Origin of the sequence: Pandoraea sp. E26 (assembly GCF_000681415.1) — a bacterium.
In the GTDB taxonomy this organism is placed as follows: Bacteria; Pseudomonadota; Gammaproteobacteria; order Burkholderiales; family Burkholderiaceae; genus Pandoraea; species Pandoraea pnomenusa.
In genome coordinates this window covers 169,101-185,680 of the sequence record NZ_AYXJ01000006.1, presented here as the reverse complement: position 1 = coordinate 185,680, position 16,580 = coordinate 169,101, and the positions used below count along the sequence as shown (strand labels likewise).

Below are 16,580 nucleotides of genomic sequence, written 5' to 3'. Positions count from 1 at the left end.
GGCAGGCGATGATCGATTACGAAGCGTCGCTTGCCTCATATGCGGCGCGCTCGAACGCGTCGCGTGGACGACGTTTTGCAGAGCCGGCGCCGGCTACGCGCACCGAATTCCAGCGGGATCGGGATCGCATCATCCATTCGACCGCGTTCCGGCGTCTCGAATACAAGACGCAGGTATTCGTGAATCACGAAGGCGATCTGTTTCGCACGCGTCTCACGCACAGTCTCGAAGTCGCCCAGATCGGCCGATCGATCGCAAGAAACCTGCGCGTCAACGAAGATCTCGTCGAGGCGATCGCGCTGGCCCACGATCTCGGTCATACCCCGTTCGGTCACGCCGGGCAGGATGCGCTCAACGGATGCATGCACGAATTCGGCGGGTTCGAGCACAATCTGCAGAGCCTGATCGTTGTCGATGAACTCGAGGAGCATTACGGCGGCTTCAATGGACTGAATCTGAGCTTCGAGACACGCGAGGGCATTCTGAAGCACTGTTCGCGTGCGAATGCCCGACAGCTCGGTGAGCTTGGCGAGCGCTTCCTCAAGGGGCGCCAGCCAGGCATCGAAGCGCAGATCGCGAATCTTGCGGACGAGATCGCCTACAACAACCACGATATCGACGATGGCGTACGCTCGGGCCTCATTTCGCTCGAGCAACTCGATGACGTCCCGCTCTGGGCCCGGTACTGCTCGGAGTCGCGGCAAGCGTGGCCGGAAATTTCGGGCCGTCGCCTGGTGCACGAGACGACGCGCCGGATCATCAACGCACTGATCGTCGATTTGATCTCCACCACGCGCCAGCGCGTTGCCGACGCCTCGCCTTTTTCCATGGACGACGTGCGAGGCGCCGGGCCGTTGGTTGCGTTCAGCGATACCATGCGCGAGCAAGCCGGGCAGCTCAAACGGTTCCTGTTCGACAATCTGTACCGGCACTATCTCGTCATGCGCATGGCGGCGAAGGCGCAGCGCATCGTGCAGGAACTGTTCGATGCTTTTCTTAACGATCCGCGCCTGTTGCCGCCAGCGTACCGCACGGAAGCGCCTGACGAGCAGCCGCGCTGGATCGCGCATTACATCGCGGGCATGACGGACCGTTACGCGATCAAGGAATATCGCCGGCTTTTCGCCATCGAGCCGACGCTTTGATCACTTCTGGGCGCATCTCGCCAGGACGCGATCGGGAGCGATCGGAGGCGATTGCGATCGCGCGGGCGGATCAGTGCACATGCGATGCAAGCCGACATGCCAATCGACCGAGGTTCGACGGCGCGGAGATGGCATACGCCTTCCGGCAACCTGGACATTGACGCCCGGCAGATCGTGCGGCGCATCGTCCAACAAAAAAACAGCCGGCATTTGCCGGCTGTTTTTATTGTCGCGGCCCTCGGGCGCGACCTCAGTGGACACCGCGCATGCGAATCGCAAGCCCCGATCGCTCCGAGGACGCACACGTCCCGCGCAGAGTCAGCTTCGTCCCGCAATGAAGCCGAGCACCAGAGCCACTGCGGCCACAGCGCCCAGGGTCTGCCAGGGTCGCTCATGGACATAGCCGTCGGCCTCCTCCCAGACTTCGTTCGCACGAAGACGCAAGTTGGCGCGGGCATCGCCGAATTCGCTGCGTGCCTGACGCAGCTTGTCGCCAATTTCAGCCCGCAGTGCTTCAACGTCCGACGCCGACTTGGCATTGGATAAGGCGTGGTCGAGATCATCGAGCAGATCGCGCACTCGCGAGGAAACATCGCCGGTGGCCAGACGCGCCGCGCGGGCCGTGCGGCGTCCGGCAAATCGCGCATCTTCCAGTCCGCTATTCAGTGCTGCTTCCGCTTTCGAGGCAATTCCCATTTTCAGACTCCCAATAGGTGGTATTGAAATGCGGTGCTCTGACGACTCGGGGGAGGCGACGACGACACCGGTGGAACCCTGAGGCGAGCGGCCATTATGGCGCGACCATTCGCCGACGTACATCATCACAGACCTACGGGAAATATCGAAAGTTGCGGCGTGTTGGCTGAATTTCGTGTGAGAAGGCACTGACATGGGCAAAAAACGCGAAAACGCCGCACTGGGCGGCGTTTTCGGAGTCGCGCGGCGCGACTTTCGTCGCGCCGGAGCGGCTCGGATGCGGCAGGCGTATGCCGTCGTGGCTTAGAAGCGGTAGCCCAGCGACAGGAACGTCACCACCGGGTTCAGCTTGACCTTGGCTTCGCTGGTGGTCACGATCGGGCCACGCGTCGTGGTCAGCTTGGCCGTGGTGCTCACCGGGATGTACGACACGGAGAAAGCGAGGGTCCAGTGCTTGTCCATGTTGTAGTTGATACCGGCGTTGAACACGGGGGCCCACGAGTTCGTCAGCTTGGCCGTGGTGTTGCCTCCCGGGCCGCCGGTCAGGGCGTTGCTCGCGAGCGACTGGAAACCCGGCGTCAGTTCGATGTTCGAGTACCAGAAGTAGCTCGCACCGATGCCGACGAACGGACGCCACTTGTCGTTGGCCTGGCCGAAATAGTATTTCAGCAACAGTGCCGGGCTCCACTGCTTGGCCGAGGCCAGCGAACCGCCGCCCGGCAGGGCGAGGGCGCCTTGACCGTACAGGCGGAACTTCGGCGGCAGCCCCATCACGGCTTCAACGGCCACATTGTCGGTGAAGAAGTGAGAGAAGGTAAGGCCGACCGTATCGGCGTCGTCGACCTGAGCGCCCGTGCTGCCGAGACGGCTGTTCACGAGTGAGGCCAGACCCGGCACGTTCGATCCGGTGACGTGCAGCGGATCACTGGAAACCTGGGGCGAGAGGTGGAACCAGCCAAGGTTGACAACGTTATCGCCGGCTTGCTGTGCGAACGCGGCCCCCGATGCCGTCAACATGGCCACGGCAGCAATCGTCAAATGCTTCAACTTCATCGATTCGTCTCCTGCTCAAGATTCTTTATTGTCGAGAATTTCGTTAAATGAAATTCAGGGCCATTATGCCGACGGTGCATAGGCGCGGATAGCAAGAGTCTGGAGGCCGCGCTCTAAAGGTGTTGTATTCATGCATCGCCTCATGGAATGCCCCTAGGAAAAAGCGCTGGACGAAAGAAAAGCGCGCCCTTATATGTCAGGCACGCTTTTAGGAATTCACTGCGGAGTCCGATATGCTGGGCGCAACCTGCGTCCCGCACGCTGGGTTTAGAACTTGTAGCCGAGCGATACGAAGGTCACAATCGGATTCAGTTTGATCTCGGCGTCCGAAGAAGAGAGCACCGTACCATCCTGCGCCTTGATCTTGATGTTCGCTGTGGTCTTGAGCGGCACGTAGGAGACGGAGGCGCTCGCGACCCAGTGCTTGTCGAAGGCATAGGAAAAGCCGGCATTGAAAACCGGTTGCCACGACGCCGATGATTTCGCTTCGACGCTCGTCGGTCCATTGTGACCGGAAGTAAAAGCGAGCACGCTGCCGAAATTCTGATTCAGCGCCGCTTCAAAACTGGGATTGAGATTGACGTTTGTGAAGAACGTATAACTCACGCCGATTCCGAGAAAAGGGCGCCACGCCGAATTGGCTTGTCCGAAGTAGTACTGCAATACCAGCGCCGGGCTCCATTGGCGCACGCTTTGCACAATCGGGTTGTTTTGTGGTGCGCCCAGGTCGATACTCGTGAGCGCGCCGGCCAGTCCGGGCGGCGCGATGACGCCCTGCCCGGTGAGTTTGAACTTGGCGGGAATGCCGGCCACTGTCTGCAGGGCGATGTTGTCGGTGAAGAAGTGGGTGACCACGAGCCCGAGCGTATCGGCGTTGCTGACCTTGGCGCCGCTGCCGGGCGAGGTGAAGCTCGACGGCACGAGGCCTGGTGTGATGCCCTCCTGCGTGACGCCGGTCGTCATGGGTTTGCTGGAGTCCTGCGGGGCGATGTGGAACCATCCGAGGTTGACGACGTTGTCGCCGGCCTGCTGTGCACTGGCGTCGGGGGACGCCAGGGAAATGCCGAGTCCGAGCGCGCACAGGCACGCCGCGGACCGATAGGTCCGAATTGTCATTTGTCTATCCTCCCAAGATTATTTATTTATTTTTCGATGCATTATGCGCTTGGGATTTCGTCGCGCAATCGTCGGATCTAGAGTTTTTGTACGAATCAACGGGGTTTGGCGAGATATCAGTATTTAAAGAGTTTTTTCGGTCGAAATTCTCTTTTGAATCGTGATATCGAGCTTTAAAGCATTACATTTGAATCCGCATGGCCCGATTACCGCGACTATTTATTCCGCGCCAGCCGCAGCACGTCATTCTGCGTGGCAATAACCGGCAGGCGATCTTCGTCGACGACGAGGACCGGCGTGTCTTCCATGATCGATTGCGCGATGCCGCGCGTGCGCACGGTTTGGCGATCCATGCGTGGTGCATGATGCCGAACCATCTGCATCTGGTGGCCACGCCAGCCGACGAGCGCAGTCTGCCCGCGACGCTGCAGGCCGTTGGCCGTTACTACGTGCTGTATTTCAACCGTCGGCACCAGCGTACCGGCACGTTGTGGGAAGGCCGGTATCGTGCCACCGTGATCGAAGCCGAGCATTACCTGCTGCTTGCGAGCCGGTATGTCGAACTCAACCCGGTGCGTGCCGGACTGGTCGACGCACCCGGTAACTACGCGTGGTCAAGCTACAACCATCACGTCGGCGTGACCGTCGACAGTCTGGTCACCGACCACGCGCTTTACTGGGCGTTGGGCAACACGCCGTTCGAACGTCAACGCGCTTACGCAGAGGGGTTCTCGATCCCGCTGCCCGCGCACGAGGTCGACGCATTGCGTACAGCCACGCAAAAGGGCTGGTTGCTCGGCAGCCCCGAGTATCAGGCGCGCATGGCGCTCGCCGCCAATCGTCGAGTGAGTCCCCTCACACGCGGCCGTCCCCGCAAGGCCGTGTCCTCAGCCCTCTGAGGCGCTTTCCCGACAGACCGCACCTGGTCTGTCGGACTTCCCCAAGCTTTTGAAATCACGGAATTTTTCAGCGAGATCCGTTTGGACACGATACATCTGACCCCATTAAAATAAAGCCTTCTTTTGGTGCGGTTTTTTAATAGAATCTGACCCCATTAAAATATTTTGTCATTGTGAATTTCATGGCGTATATTCCAACTTCGGCCGATTGGTGCGATGCGCAAAAGCGTGCGCGCTGAGTCGGTTTCCTGTGGCAACGCCCGAGAAAGACCTTCGACGCGCGCGAATCCGCAGCCTGGCCCGCCCGGCCAACCCCACTTAACCCGGTCGACCGCGACGAGCATGCGCGCGGCGGCCTCGCCAAGAGACGGTGTAACTCGTGGAAAAGAAACAGCAACCGATTGCGACGGCAGCAGCGCTGCCGGGTGAGGCGTACTTGGCGCCGGACGCACAGGGCATGTACGACCCGGCCAACGAACACGACGCCTGCGGCGTCGGCTTCGTGGCCCACATCAAGGGCGTGAAGAGCCATGCGATCGTCGAGCAGGGCCTGAAGATTCTCGAAAACCTCGACCACCGGGGCGCAGTGGGCGCCGACCCGCTGATGGGCGACGGTGCCGGCATCCTGCTGCAGATCCCCGATCAGTTCTTCCGCGAAGAGATGGCAAAGCAGGGCGTGACCCTGCCGCCGGCCGGCGAATACGGCGTGGGCATGATCTTCCTGCCGAAGGAGCACGCCTCGCGCCTGGCCTGCGAACAGGAGCTCGAGCGCACCGTGAAGGCCGAAGGCCAGGTCGTGCTCGGCTGGCGCGACGTGGCGATCGATCGCGACATGCCGATGTCGCCGAACGTGAAGGCCACCGAGCCGGTGATCCGCCAGATCTTCATCGGTCGCGGGCAGGACATCATGGTGACGGACGCGCTCGAGCGCAAGCTTTACGTCATCCGCAAGACCGCGAGCCACCGCATCCAGGCCCTCAAGCTCAAGCATGGCAAGGAATACTTCGTGCCGTCGATGTCGGCACGTACGATCGTCTACAAGGGGCTGCTGCTTTGCGACCAGGTCGGCCGCTATTACCGTGACCTGGCTGATCCGCGCACCGTCTCGGCACTCGCCCTCGTTCACCAGCGCTTCTCGACGAACACGTTCCCGGCATGGGAACTGGCTCACCCGTATCGCATGGTGGCGCACAACGGTGAAATCAACACCGTGAAGGGCAACGTCAACTGGATCAACGCCCGCACCGGCGCGATCTCGTCGGCCGTGCTCGGCGACGATCTGCAGAAGCTGTGGCCGTTGATCTACCCGGGCCAGTCGGACACGGCCTCGTTCGACAACTGCCTCGAAATGCTCACGATGGCCGGCTATCCGCTCGCCCATGCCGTGATGATGATGATTCCGGAAGCGTGGGAGCAGCACACGTTGATGGACGAGAACCGCCGCGCGTTCTACGAGTACCACGCGGCGATGATGGAGCCGTGGGACGGCCCCGCCGCCATCGCGTTCACTGACGGTCGTCAGATCGGCGCCACGCTCGACCGCAACGGTCTGCGCCCGGCCCGTTACCTGATCACCGACGACGACATGGTCATCATGGCCTCGGAGTCGGGCGTGCTGCCGATTCCCGAATCGAAGATCGTGAAGAAGTGGCGCCTGCAGCCGGGCAAGATGTTCCTGATCGACATGCAGCAGGGCCGCATCATCGACGACAAGGAACTCAAGGACAACCTCGCCAACGCCAAGCCGTACAAGAGCTGGATCGACGCCGTGCGCATCAAGCTCGACGAGATCGAGTCGAAGGTCGAGGAAGCCGGTGTGCACCATGACACGGCCACGCCGCTGCTCGATCTGCAGCAGGCGTTCGGCTACACGCAGGAAGAAGTGAAGCTGTTGATGACGCCGATGGCGATCAACGGCGAAGAAGCCGTGGGCTCGATGGGCAACGACAGCCCGCTCGCGGTCATGAGCAACAAGAACAAGACGCTCTACCACTACTTCCGTCAGCTGTTCGCGCAAGTCACGAACCCGCCGATCGACCCGATCCGCGAGAACATGGTGATGTCGCTGGTGTCGTTCATCGGCCCGAAGCCGAACCTGCTCGACACGAACAACATCAACCCGCCGATGCGTCTCGAAGTGTCGCAGCCGGTGCTGGACTTCAAGGAAATCTCGAAGATCCGTCACATCGACAAGTACACCGGCGGCAAATTCCGCTCGTACGAGTTGAACATCTGCTATCCGGTCGCCTGGGGCAAGGAAGGGATCGAAGCGCGCCTCGCGTCGCTGTGCGCCGAAGCGGTCGACGCCGTGAAGTCGGGCTACAACATCCTGATCGTGTCCGATCGGCTCACGAACCGCGAGCAGGTCGCGATTCCGGCGCTGCTCGCCACGTCGGCCGTGCACCAGCATCTGGTGGCACAGGGCCTGCGCACGAGCACGGGCCTCGTGGTGGAGACCGGCTCGGCCCGTGAAGTGCACCACTTCGCACTGCTGGCCGGCTACGGCGCCGAAGCCGTTCACCCGTACCTGGCGATGGAAACGCTCGCGCAGATCGCCCGCAAGCAAGGCGGCGACCTGACGCCCGAGAAGGCGATCAAGCACTTCGTCAAGGCGATCGGCAAGGGCCTGCACAAGGTCATGTCGAAGATGGGCATCTCGACGTACATGTCGTACACGGGCGCGCAGATCTTCGAAGCGATCGGTCTCTCGCAGGAGCTGGTCAGGAAGTATTTCCAGGGCACGGCCTCGAACGTCGGCGGCATCGGCATCTTCGAGGTGGCGGAAGAAGCGGTGCGTCTGCATCGCGACGCCTTCGGCGACGATCCGGTGCTCGCGAACATGCTCGACGCCGGCGGCGAATACGCCTTCCGCATTCGTGGCGAAGACCACATGTGGACGCCGGACGCGATCGCCAAGCTCCAGCATTCGACCCGCGCCAACTCGTACCAGACGTACAAGGAATACGCGAACCTCATCAACGACCAGAGCAAGCGTCACATGACGCTGCGTGGCCTGTTCGAATTCCGCGTCGATCCGCAGCGCGCGATTCCGCTTGACCAGGTGGAATCGGCCAAGGAGATCGTGAAGCGTTTCGCCACGGGCGCCATGTCGCTCGGCTCGATCTCCACCGAGGCGCACGCCACGCTGGCCGTCGCGATGAACCGCATCGGCGGCAAGTCGAACACGGGTGAGGGCGGTGAAGATCCGCGCCGCTATCGCAACGAACTCAAGGGTATTCCGATCAAGAAGGGCGAATCGCTTGCCTCGATCGTGGGCCGCGACGTCATCGAGACCGACATCGAACTGCAGGACGGCGACTCGCTGCGCTCGAAGATCAAGCAGGTGGCCTCGGGGCGCTTCGGCGTGACCGCCGATTATCTGGTCTCGGCCGATCAGATCCAGATCAAGATGGCGCAGGGCGCCAAGCCGGGCGAAGGCGGTCAGTTGCCGGGCCACAAGGTGACGGAGTACATCGGCAAGCTGCGTTACTCGGTGCCGGGCGTGGGCCTGATTTCACCGCCGCCGCACCACGACATCTACTCGATCGAAGATCTGGCGCAGCTCATTCACGATTTGAAGAACGTGAACGCCTCGTCGTCGATTTCGGTGAAGCTGGTGTCGGAAGTGGGTGTGGGCACGGTGGCCGCGGGTGTGGCCAAGGCCAAGGCCGATCACGTGGTGATCGCCGGTCATGACGGCGGTACCGGCGCTTCGCCGCTCTCGTCGGTCAAGTACGCCGGCACGCCGTGGGAACTGGGTCTGGCCGAGACGCAGCAGACGCTGGTGCTCAACCGCCTGCGTGGCCGTATCCGCGTGCAGGCCGACGGCCAGATGAAGACCGGCCGCGACGTGGTCATCGGTGCGCTGCTCGGCGCCGACGAGTTCGGCTTTGCCACGGCCCCGCTCGTCGTCGAAGGCTGCATCATGATGCGCAAGTGCCACCTGAACACCTGTCCGGTGGGCGTAGCCACGCAGGATCCGGTGCTGCGCAAGAAGTTCCAGGGCAAGCCGGAGCACGTCGTCAACTACTTCTTCTTCGTCGCCGAGGAAGTGCGCGAGATCATGGCGCAACTCGGTATCGCGAAGTTCGACGACCTGATCGGTCGCGCCGACCTGCTCAACACCAAGGCGGGCGTGGAGCACTGGAAGGCGAAGGGTCTCGACTTCGCGCGCATCTTCCACCTGCCGGAAATCGAAGCCGACGTGCCGCGTCTGCATGTCGAGACGCAGGACCACGGTCTGGCCGGCGCACTCGATCACGCACTCATCGAAAAGGCGATGCCGGCCCTCGAAAAGGGCGAGCACGTGTCGTTCATCCAGCCGGTGCGCAACCGCAACCGTACGGTCGGTGCGATGCTTTCGGGTGAAGTGGCCAAGCGCTACGGCCACGACGGTCTGCCTGACGACACGATCCACGTGCAGCTCAAGGGCACGGCGGGTCAGAGCTTCGGGGCGTTCCTCGCCCGCGGCATCACGCTCGATCTGGTGGGCGACGGCAACGACTACGTTGGCAAGGGCCTGTCAGGCGGTCGCATCATCGTGCGTCCGACCAACGACTTCCGTGGCAACGCCGAAGACAACATCATCGTGGGCAACACCGTGATGATCGGCGCCATCGAGGGCGAGGCGTTCTTCAACGGGGTGGCCGGCGAGCGCTTCTGCGTGCGCAACTCGGGCGCCACCGCCGTGGTGGAAGGCACGGGCGATCACGGCTGCGAATACATGACCGGCGGTACGGTGGTCGTGCTGGGCGAGACCGGCCGCAACTTCGCGGCGGGTATGTCGGGCGGCGTGGCCTACGTGTACGACGCTGACGGCACGTTCGCCGCCAAGTGCAACACGGCGATGGTCGCGCTCGATCCGGTGCTGCCGCATGGCGAGCAGGAGCGCACGGTGAGCCAGGGGTTGTGGCATCGCGGCCAGACGGACGAGGCGCAGCTGCGCGAGCTCATCGAGCGTCACTTCCAGTACACGGGTTCGACGCGCGCCAAGGCGTTGCTCGAGGACTGGGACGGCGCACGTCGCAAGTTCGTGAAGGTGTTCCCGAACGAGTACAAGCGCGCCTTGGGCGACATGGCCAAGGCAGCCGAAAAACAAGCACTGGCGGCCTGAGACCGCTCGCGCGGCGGCGCCACGGAGTGAGGGCTCCGGGGCGCGCCGCGCGCGGGTGAGGCACGGTAACCACAAAACTTTCCGACTGAAGAAACATGGGCAAGGTCACAGGTTTTCTCGAATTCGAGCGCCAGAGCGAGTCGTACGAAGCACCGCTGGCACGCGTGAAGCACTACAAGGAGTTCGTGCTCGCGCTCTCCGACGAACAGGCAAAGGTGCAGGGCGCACGCTGCATGGACTGCGGCATTCCGTTCTGCAACAACGGATGCCCGGTCAACAACATCATTCCCGACTTCAACGATCTGGTGTATCGCCAGGACTGGAAGGCGGCCATCGGCGTGCTGCACTCGACGAACAACTTCCCGGAGTTCACGGGTCGCATTTGTCCGGCGCCGTGTGAGGCGGCCTGCACGCTGAACATCAACAACGACCCCGTGGGCATCAAGTCGATCGAGCACGCGATCATCGACAAGGCGTGGAGCGAAGGCTGGGTCGAGCCGCAACCCGCGAAGCACAAGACCGGCAAGACGGTCGCCGTCGTCGGCTCCGGCCCGGCGGGCCTGGCCGCGGCGCAGCAACTCGCGCGCGCCGGTCACGACGTGACCGTGTTCGAGAAGAACGATCGCGTGGGCGGTCTGCTGCGCTACGGCATTCCCGACTTCAAGCTGGAGAAGTGGCTGATCGATCGTCGCATGCGCCAGATGGAAGCCGAAGGCGTGACGTTCCGCACCGGCGTCTACGTGGGCAAGGACGCCCCCGATGCGCATATCAACAACTTCTCCAGGGAAACGATTTCGCCGGAGCAGTTGCAGGCGCAGTTCGACGCCGTAGTGATCGCCGGCGGCGCCGAGCAGCCGCGCGACCTGCCGGTGCCGGGCCGTGAGCTCGACGGCATTCACTTCGCGATGGAATTCCTGCCGCAGCAGAACAAGGTCAACGCGGGCGACAAACTGGCGAACCAGCTGTTGGCGACCGGCAAGAGCGTGATCGTGATCGGCGGCGGCGATACCGGTTCGGATTGCGTGGGCACGTCGAATCGTCATGGTGCGAAGCACGTCACGCAATTCGAACTGCTGCCGCAGCCGCCCGAGCAGGAGAACAAGCCGATGGTGTGGCCGTACTGGCCGACCAAGCTGCGCACGTCGTCGAGCCACGAAGAAGGCTGCGAGCGCGACTGGTCCGTTGCGACGAAGCGCTTCGAGGGCAAGAACGGTAAGGTCGAGAAGCTGATCGCCGTGCGCCTGGAGTGGAAGGACGGCAAGATGCAGGAAGTCGCGGGCTCGGAATTCGAGCTCAAGGCCGATCTGGTGCTGCTCGCCATGGGTTTCGTCTCGCCCTTGCAGACGGTGCTCGACGCATTCGGTGTGGACAAGGACGCACGCGGCAACGTGCGTGCCGCCACCGAGGGCGAGCGCGCGTACACGACGAACCTGCCGAAGGTGTTCGCGGCGGGCGACGTGCGGCGCGGCCAGTCGCTCGTGGTCTGGGCGATTCGCGAGGGCCGTCAGTGCGCCCGGGCCGTCGATGAGTTCCTGATGGGGCATTCGGTGCTGCCGCGCTGAGAGCGAAAGCATTCGCCTGCCAAAACCACGAATACGGGGAAGTTGAGAGGAGGGGCGCGGAGGTAGGCATCTGCGTCACTGTGAAGAAACCGTCCGGGCGTAAACGTCCGGGCGGTTTTTTCTTGTCCGGCGGCGCTGCGCGGGGGCGTTCAGGGTGCTGATCGGATAATGAAAATCGTTAAAAATACGATGTCATACAACAAGGCGATTCTGATCGATGTTCACCTATGCGCTGATCCTCCCGACATGTGCGAATGCCATTGCCTTCAAAGCTGTCGGGGTGGAGATGAGGAAGCGTTCGAAACCCTAGGGATTATCCGTAAACGATGCAATTCTTGATTGTCATCGTACATCGTCTCACGTAGGATGCCTCTCCATGCGAGCCATGCACTCGCAACAGAAGACTCATGGAGAGAGACAACATCATGGCCCTCAGGATCAAAGGCCTGCGCTGGTGGATGATCGGCTTGCTCACGCTCGGCACGGTCATGAACTACCTCGCGCGCAGCTCGCTTGCCGTTGCCGCCCCCACGGTAATGAAGGACCTCCACATTACCACCCAGCAATATGGCTGGATCACCGGCGCCTTCCTCGTTCTCTATCCGATCGGCGCACCCGTCACCGGTTACCTGATGGACCGCATCGGGCTTCGTCTCGGCTTCCTGCTGTGCGGGGTCATGTGGTCGGTCGTGTGCATGCTGCACGGGCTCGCCGACGGCTGGGTCGGCCTGTTCGTGCTGCGCGGATTGCTCGGGCTCGCTGAAGCGTCGTTCATTCCGGCGGGCATGCGTGCCGCGGCGTTCTGGTTCCCGACGAAGGAGCGCGCGCTCGCGGCCGGGATCTTCAACGTCGGCACGTCCGTCGGGGCGATCCTCGCGCCGCCGCTGATCGCCTGGTCGATCATGCGCTACAACTGGGAGACGGCGTTCGTGATCGCGGGCGGGCTCGGGCTGGTGTGGGGTGTCCTGTGGTACGTCTTCTATCGTCACCCGACCGATCATCCCGCGCTCACGCAAGCCGAGTCGGACTACATCAACGAAGGCCGCGCCGTCGACGCGGCGGCCGATGCTCGCAAGCCCGATCTGCTCACCATCGTGCGCCAGCGCAACTTCTGGGGGATCGCGCTGCCGCGCTTTTTCGCCGATCCGGTGTGGGGCACGATCGTATTCTGGATGCCGTTGTACCTCAACCAGGCGCGCGGCTTCGATCTGAAGACGATCGCGGCCACGGCGTGGCTTCCGTTCGTGGCGGCGGACGTCGGCTGCCTGATGGGCGGCACGATTTCCGTGTGGCTGAACAGGCACTTCCGGATGACCATCTTCAACGGCAAGCGCGTGGTGTTTACGATCGGCGCGATCATCATGACGGCGATGTGCGGCGTGGGTTTCGTCAAGGACCCGATGATGGCGATCTTTTTGCTGTGCCTGGGCGGATTCGCGCACCAGACCCTCTCGATCAGCGTGATCTCGATGTCGGCGGATCTGTTCCCGCGCAACGAGGTCGCCACCGTCACCGGGCTCGCGGGGTTGTCCGCGGGCATCGGCAACCTGCTGTTCACGCTGGTGATCGGCACGTTCGTGACCGCCGTGGGCTACGCGCCGTTCTTCGTGGCCCTGGGGCTTGGCGACCTGATCGGAGCCGTGATCCTGTGGACCCTCGTCAAGCCGCACATCACCGGCACCGCAACGCCGGTGACGCGGGCGCGCACCGGCGGTGTCGATGCGGCGCGCACGGCAAACGCCTGAGCCGCGAGTTCATGCATTCGTGCACGCTCGCGGTCGATATACCGATGAACAAGGACTGATATGAGCCAGACTTCCGGCAACCCCTCCAAGCCGTTTCGTCGCCTGCTGCTGACCGGCGCCGCGGGCAATCTGGGCAAACAACTGCGCGGCAAGCTCGCCGAGTGGGCGGACATCGTGCGCGTGAGCGACATCGTGCCGATCACCGCCGACGCGCCTCACGAGGAAGCGATGCAGGTCGATCTCGCCGATCGTGCGGCAGTGCATGCGTTGCTCGCGGACGTCGATGCCCTGGTGCATCTGGGCGGCATTTCCGTCGAGGCGCCGTTCGACGATATTCTGCAAGCGAACATTCTCGGCCTGTACAACGTGTACAGCGCGGCGCAGAAGCAGGGCGTCAGGCGCATCATCTACGCGAGCTCGAACCACGCGGTGGGCTTCCATCCCGTGACGGAGGTGCTCGACACCGACGTGCCGCATCGTCCCGATGGCATGTACGGTCTGTCCAAGTGCTTCGGCGAAGACCTGTCGCGCTATTACTTCGATCGCTTCGGCCTCGAGACGGTCTGCCTGCGCATCGGCTCGTCGTTCGAGCAGCCGAAGAACCCGCGCATGATGGTGACGTATCTGAGCTATCGTGATTTCGCAGAGCTCGTGCGATGCTCGCTGTTCACGAATCGCGTGGGACACGCCATCGTCTACGGTGTGTCGGACAATCCGACGCTCTGGGTCGACAACACGAAGGCGGCCTTTCTTGGCTATCGTCCCCAGGACAGCTCGGCCGAGTTCGCAGGACTGTTCCCGGCGAAGGCACCCGACACGCAGATGGACGACTGGGCGCAGCGCTTCCAGGGTGGCCCGTTCGTGCTGATGGGGCCGATGGAGCCCAAGGCATGAGCGTGTCGATCGAGCGGCTCGAGCCGTCGCGTGCAACGCCCCATGCCGTCGGCGAGAGCCCGCTGTGGCGCGCCGACGAACAGGCGCTGTACTGGGTCGACATCCCGGCGCGACAGTTGCATCGCGTCACGCCGGCCGACGGCATTCACCGGCAATGGACGTTCCCCGAGCAGATCGCCTGCTTCACGTTCGACGCCGCCGGCACGCTGCTGGCGGGCTGCGAGAGCGGCCTGTTCGCCGCGCGACTCGGTGCATCGGACACCGTGACCGAATCGCAGTGGCAACGACTCGCGGCACCGGCGTTTCCGGCCTCGGGCATGCGCTTCAACGATGGCCGCTGCGACCGGCAGGGGCGATTCTGGGCGGGCACGATGGTGCAGGACATGTCGCTCGTGAGCGACGTTGGCGCGCTCTTCCGCTATGACGCCGAGGGACGGCTGTCCGCGCCGCTGGTCGACCGTCTGGTCACCCAGAATGGCCTCGGCTTCTCGCCCGACAGCCGAACGATGTACCTGAGCGACTCGCATCCGGCGCGTCGGCGCGTATGGGCGTTCGACTTCGATGCCGAGCGCGGCGCCATCGGCGCGCAGCGTCTGTTCGTCGACATGAACGACTACCCGGGGCGGCCGGATGGTGCCGCGGTCGATGCCGACGGCGCCTACTGGACCTGTGCCAACGACGGCAGTCGCCTGCTGCGCTTCACGCCGGCGGGTGTACTCGATCGGGAAATCGTGCTGCCCGTGTCGAAGCCGTCGATGTGCGCATTCGGCGGACGCGATTTCGACACGCTGTTCGTCACGTCGATTCGGCCGGGCGTGGGAGCCAACGAGCACGACGGGCATGTGTTCGCCGTGCGTTGCGGGGTGCAGGGGTTACCGGAAGCGCCCTATGCCGGCGCGCTTCCGGTGGCGGGCTGAAGCCGGGCGCTTCAGCCGCGGCGTGCCGCGATCAGTGCGTGAAGTCAGGCGTGGCGAGCGACTTGCCGCGTGTCTCGGGCAGCAGCAGGGCGCACAGCACCACGAGCAGATAGCCGCCGCCGGCCACCATGCCGATCGCCTTCACGAGCGAACCCGTCTGTGCGAGCGTGCCCACGGCGATGGGGAAAAACGACCCGATGCCGCGCCCCAGGTTGTAACAGAAGCCCTGCCCCGAACCGCGAATGTGGTTCGGGTAGAGCTCGGTCAGATACGCGCCGATACCCGCGAAGATGCCTTGCACGACGATGCCCAGCGGAAAGCCGAGCAGCAGCATGGCGCTGTCGGTGATCGGCAGCATGGTGTAGGCCATGCCCAGCAGGAACGACGCGATGGCGAAGAAGATGAAGGCGCCGCGCCGGCCGAGCTTGTCGGAGAGAATCGCGCCGACAATGTAGCCCACGAACGAGCCGACGATCAGCACGATCAGATAGGCGCTGGTGTTGAATACCGACAGACCGCGCACCGTTTTCAGGTACGTCGGCAGCCATGTGGTGATGGCGTAGTAACCGCCAAGCATGCCCGAGCACAGCAGGCTGCCGAGGATCGTCGTCTTCAGATGCTCCGGCGAGAAAATCTGCATGAAGTTGCCCTGCAATTGTCCCTCGGCGACCTTGCGGCGCGTTTGCGTGAAGATCTCGGGGTCCGACACATTACGACGCACGTACGTGATCCACAGCGCCGGCACGATGCCGATCCAGAAACACGCGCGCCATGCCGTGCCTTCGTCGAGCACCGCGAAGAAGAACCAGTACAGCAGCGCGGCGGCGGCCCAGCCCACGGACCAGCTGCTCTGCACCGTGCCGACCGCTTTGGCGCGATGCTGCGGCGATCGAATCATCTCGCCCATCATCATCGTGACCACCGTCCATTCGCCGCCGAAGCCGATGCCCTGCAACGTGCGCGTGACGAGCAACTGCCAGAACGAGTTCGTGAAGCCAGAGAGGAAGGTGAACAGGCAGAACGTGGCAATCGTCCACTGCAGCACGCGCACCCGCCCGAAGCGATCCGCGAGAATGCCCGCCAGCCACCCGCCGACCGCCGACGAGATCAGCGAGCTGGTGGCGATCATGCCTGCCTCGCTCTTCGACATGCCCCATGCGGCAATGAGCGTGGGAATGAGAAACGAATAGATCATGAAGTCGAACGCGTCGACGGCGTAGCCGCCGAAGCCCGCATACAGGGCCTTGCGTTCCTTCGTGTTGAGTTCGTTGAACCAGGAAAAAAATGCCATGGAAACTCCTCGGTGGATCCTGTGCCTGTCGTTATGTGTGCTGCGTGTGTGCGGATAAACGTGTGCGGATAAACGGTGGCGCTCTCCGGCGCCGTGCCCCGCGGCTGCGTCCCTGTGCGTGCGATGTTCGCCATCCGCCATGACGCGGC

The 16,580-nt window shown here is 63.0% G+C and carries 11 protein-coding genes; 7 read left to right on the top strand and 4 right to left on the bottom strand.

The features are described from left to right. Positions 1–8 precede the first annotated feature (8 nt). Positions 9–1,145 carry a deoxyguanosinetriphosphate triphosphohydrolase gene (locus W930_RS0103780; protein WP_023593856.1) on the top strand — a complete coding sequence of 379 codons (1,137 nt, stop codon included), beginning with the start codon at positions 9–11 and terminating at the stop codon, positions 1,143–1,145. A 318-nt stretch (positions 1,146–1,463) separates the two neighbouring features. On the opposite strand, the gene W930_RS0103775 is transcribed toward W930_RS0103780, so the two are convergent. From W930_RS0103775 to W930_RS0103760, 3 genes are all read right to left on the bottom strand, one after another. Further along, positions 1,464–1,841, bottom strand: coding sequence for a YqjD family protein (locus W930_RS0103775; RefSeq protein WP_023593857.1), 378 nt, complete (start codon positions 1,839–1,841; stop codon positions 1,464–1,466). Between the two features lie 303 nt (positions 1,842–2,144). After that, positions 2,145–2,894, bottom strand: coding sequence for an OmpW family protein (locus W930_RS0103765; RefSeq protein WP_023593859.1), 750 nt, complete (start codon positions 2,892–2,894; stop codon positions 2,145–2,147). 267 nt (positions 2,895–3,161) lie between these two features. Further along, positions 3,162–4,010 (bottom strand): OmpW family protein, encoded by an 849-nt coding sequence (locus W930_RS0103760; RefSeq protein ID WP_023593860.1) that lies wholly within the window; start codon positions 4,008–4,010, stop codon positions 3,162–3,164. A 197-nt stretch (positions 4,011–4,207) separates the two neighbouring features. On the opposite strand from W930_RS0103760, the gene W930_RS0103755 reads away from it, so the two are divergent. The 6 genes from W930_RS0103755 to W930_RS0103730 all read left to right on the top strand — a co-directional run bounded on the left by W930_RS0103755 (position 4,208) and on the right by W930_RS0103730 (position 15,140). Next, positions 4,208–4,909 (top strand): transposase, encoded by a 702-nt coding sequence (locus tag W930_RS0103755; protein WP_023593861.1) that lies wholly within the window; start codon positions 4,208–4,210, stop codon positions 4,907–4,909. A gap of 379 nt (positions 4,910–5,288) precedes the next feature. Continuing rightward, the gene (locus W930_RS0103750; protein WP_023872488.1) at positions 5,289–10,022 is read left to right on the top strand and encodes a glutamate synthase subunit alpha; all 4,734 of its coding nucleotides are present in this window, start codon (positions 5,289–5,291) and stop codon (positions 10,020–10,022) included. Positions 10,023–10,117: 95 nt separating this feature from the next. Further along, positions 10,118–11,584: a glutamate synthase subunit beta gene (locus W930_RS0103745; RefSeq protein WP_023593863.1), complete on the top strand. Its 1,467-nt coding sequence runs from the start codon at positions 10,118–10,120 to the stop codon at positions 11,582–11,584. A gap of 425 nt (positions 11,585–12,009) precedes the next feature. Then, positions 12,010–13,329: an MFS transporter gene (locus W930_RS25970; RefSeq protein ID WP_023593864.1), complete on the top strand. Its 1,320-nt coding sequence runs from the start codon at positions 12,010–12,012 to the stop codon at positions 13,327–13,329. Between the two features lie 60 nt (positions 13,330–13,389). Then, the gene (locus W930_RS0103735; protein WP_023593865.1) at positions 13,390–14,223 is read left to right on the top strand and encodes an NAD(P)-dependent oxidoreductase; all 834 of its coding nucleotides are present in this window, start codon (positions 13,390–13,392) and stop codon (positions 14,221–14,223) included. Beyond that, positions 14,220–15,140 (top strand): SMP-30/gluconolactonase/LRE family protein, encoded by a 921-nt coding sequence (locus W930_RS0103730; RefSeq protein ID WP_023872487.1) that lies wholly within the window; start codon positions 14,220–14,222, stop codon positions 15,138–15,140. Before W930_RS0103735 ends, W930_RS0103730 begins: the two co-directional genes overlap by 4 nt. A 31-nt stretch (positions 15,141–15,171) precedes the next feature. Here the strand turns inward: W930_RS0103730 and W930_RS0103725 are convergent, their stop codons facing one another. Continuing rightward, positions 15,172–16,431 (bottom strand): MFS transporter, encoded by a 1,260-nt coding sequence (locus W930_RS0103725; RefSeq protein WP_023593867.1) that lies wholly within the window; start codon positions 16,429–16,431, stop codon positions 15,172–15,174. Positions 16,432–16,580: the final 149 nt, after the last annotated feature.

Bases quoted from the DNA above. Each gene is read 5' to 3' on its own strand.
- W930_RS0103780 (WP_023593856.1), top strand. From the start codon at position 9: ATGATCGATTACGAAGCGTCGCTTGCCTCATATGCGGCGCGCTCGAAC.
- W930_RS0103775 (WP_023593857.1), bottom strand. From the start codon at position 1,841: ATGGGAATTGCCTCGAAAGCGGAAGCAGCACTGAATAGCGGACTGGAA.
- W930_RS0103765 (WP_023593859.1), bottom strand. From the start codon at position 2,894: ATGAAGTTGAAGCATTTGACGATTGCTGCCGTGGCCATGTTGACGGCA.
- W930_RS0103760 (WP_023593860.1), bottom strand. From the start codon at position 4,010: ATGACAATTCGGACCTATCGGTCCGCGGCGTGCCTGTGCGCGCTCGGA.
- W930_RS0103755 (WP_023593861.1), top strand. From the start codon at position 4,208: ATGGCCCGATTACCGCGACTATTTATTCCGCGCCAGCCGCAGCACGTC.
- W930_RS0103745 (WP_023593863.1), top strand. From the start codon at position 10,118: ATGGGCAAGGTCACAGGTTTTCTCGAATTCGAGCGCCAGAGCGAGTCG.
- W930_RS25970 (WP_023593864.1), top strand. From the start codon at position 12,010: ATGGCCCTCAGGATCAAAGGCCTGCGCTGGTGGATGATCGGCTTGCTC.
- W930_RS0103735 (WP_023593865.1), top strand. From the start codon at position 13,390: ATGAGCCAGACTTCCGGCAACCCCTCCAAGCCGTTTCGTCGCCTGCTG.
- W930_RS0103730 (WP_023872487.1), top strand. From the start codon at position 14,220: ATGAGCGTGTCGATCGAGCGGCTCGAGCCGTCGCGTGCAACGCCCCAT.
- W930_RS0103725 (WP_023593867.1), bottom strand. From the start codon at position 16,431: ATGGCATTTTTTTCCTGGTTCAACGAACTCAACACGAAGGAACGCAAG.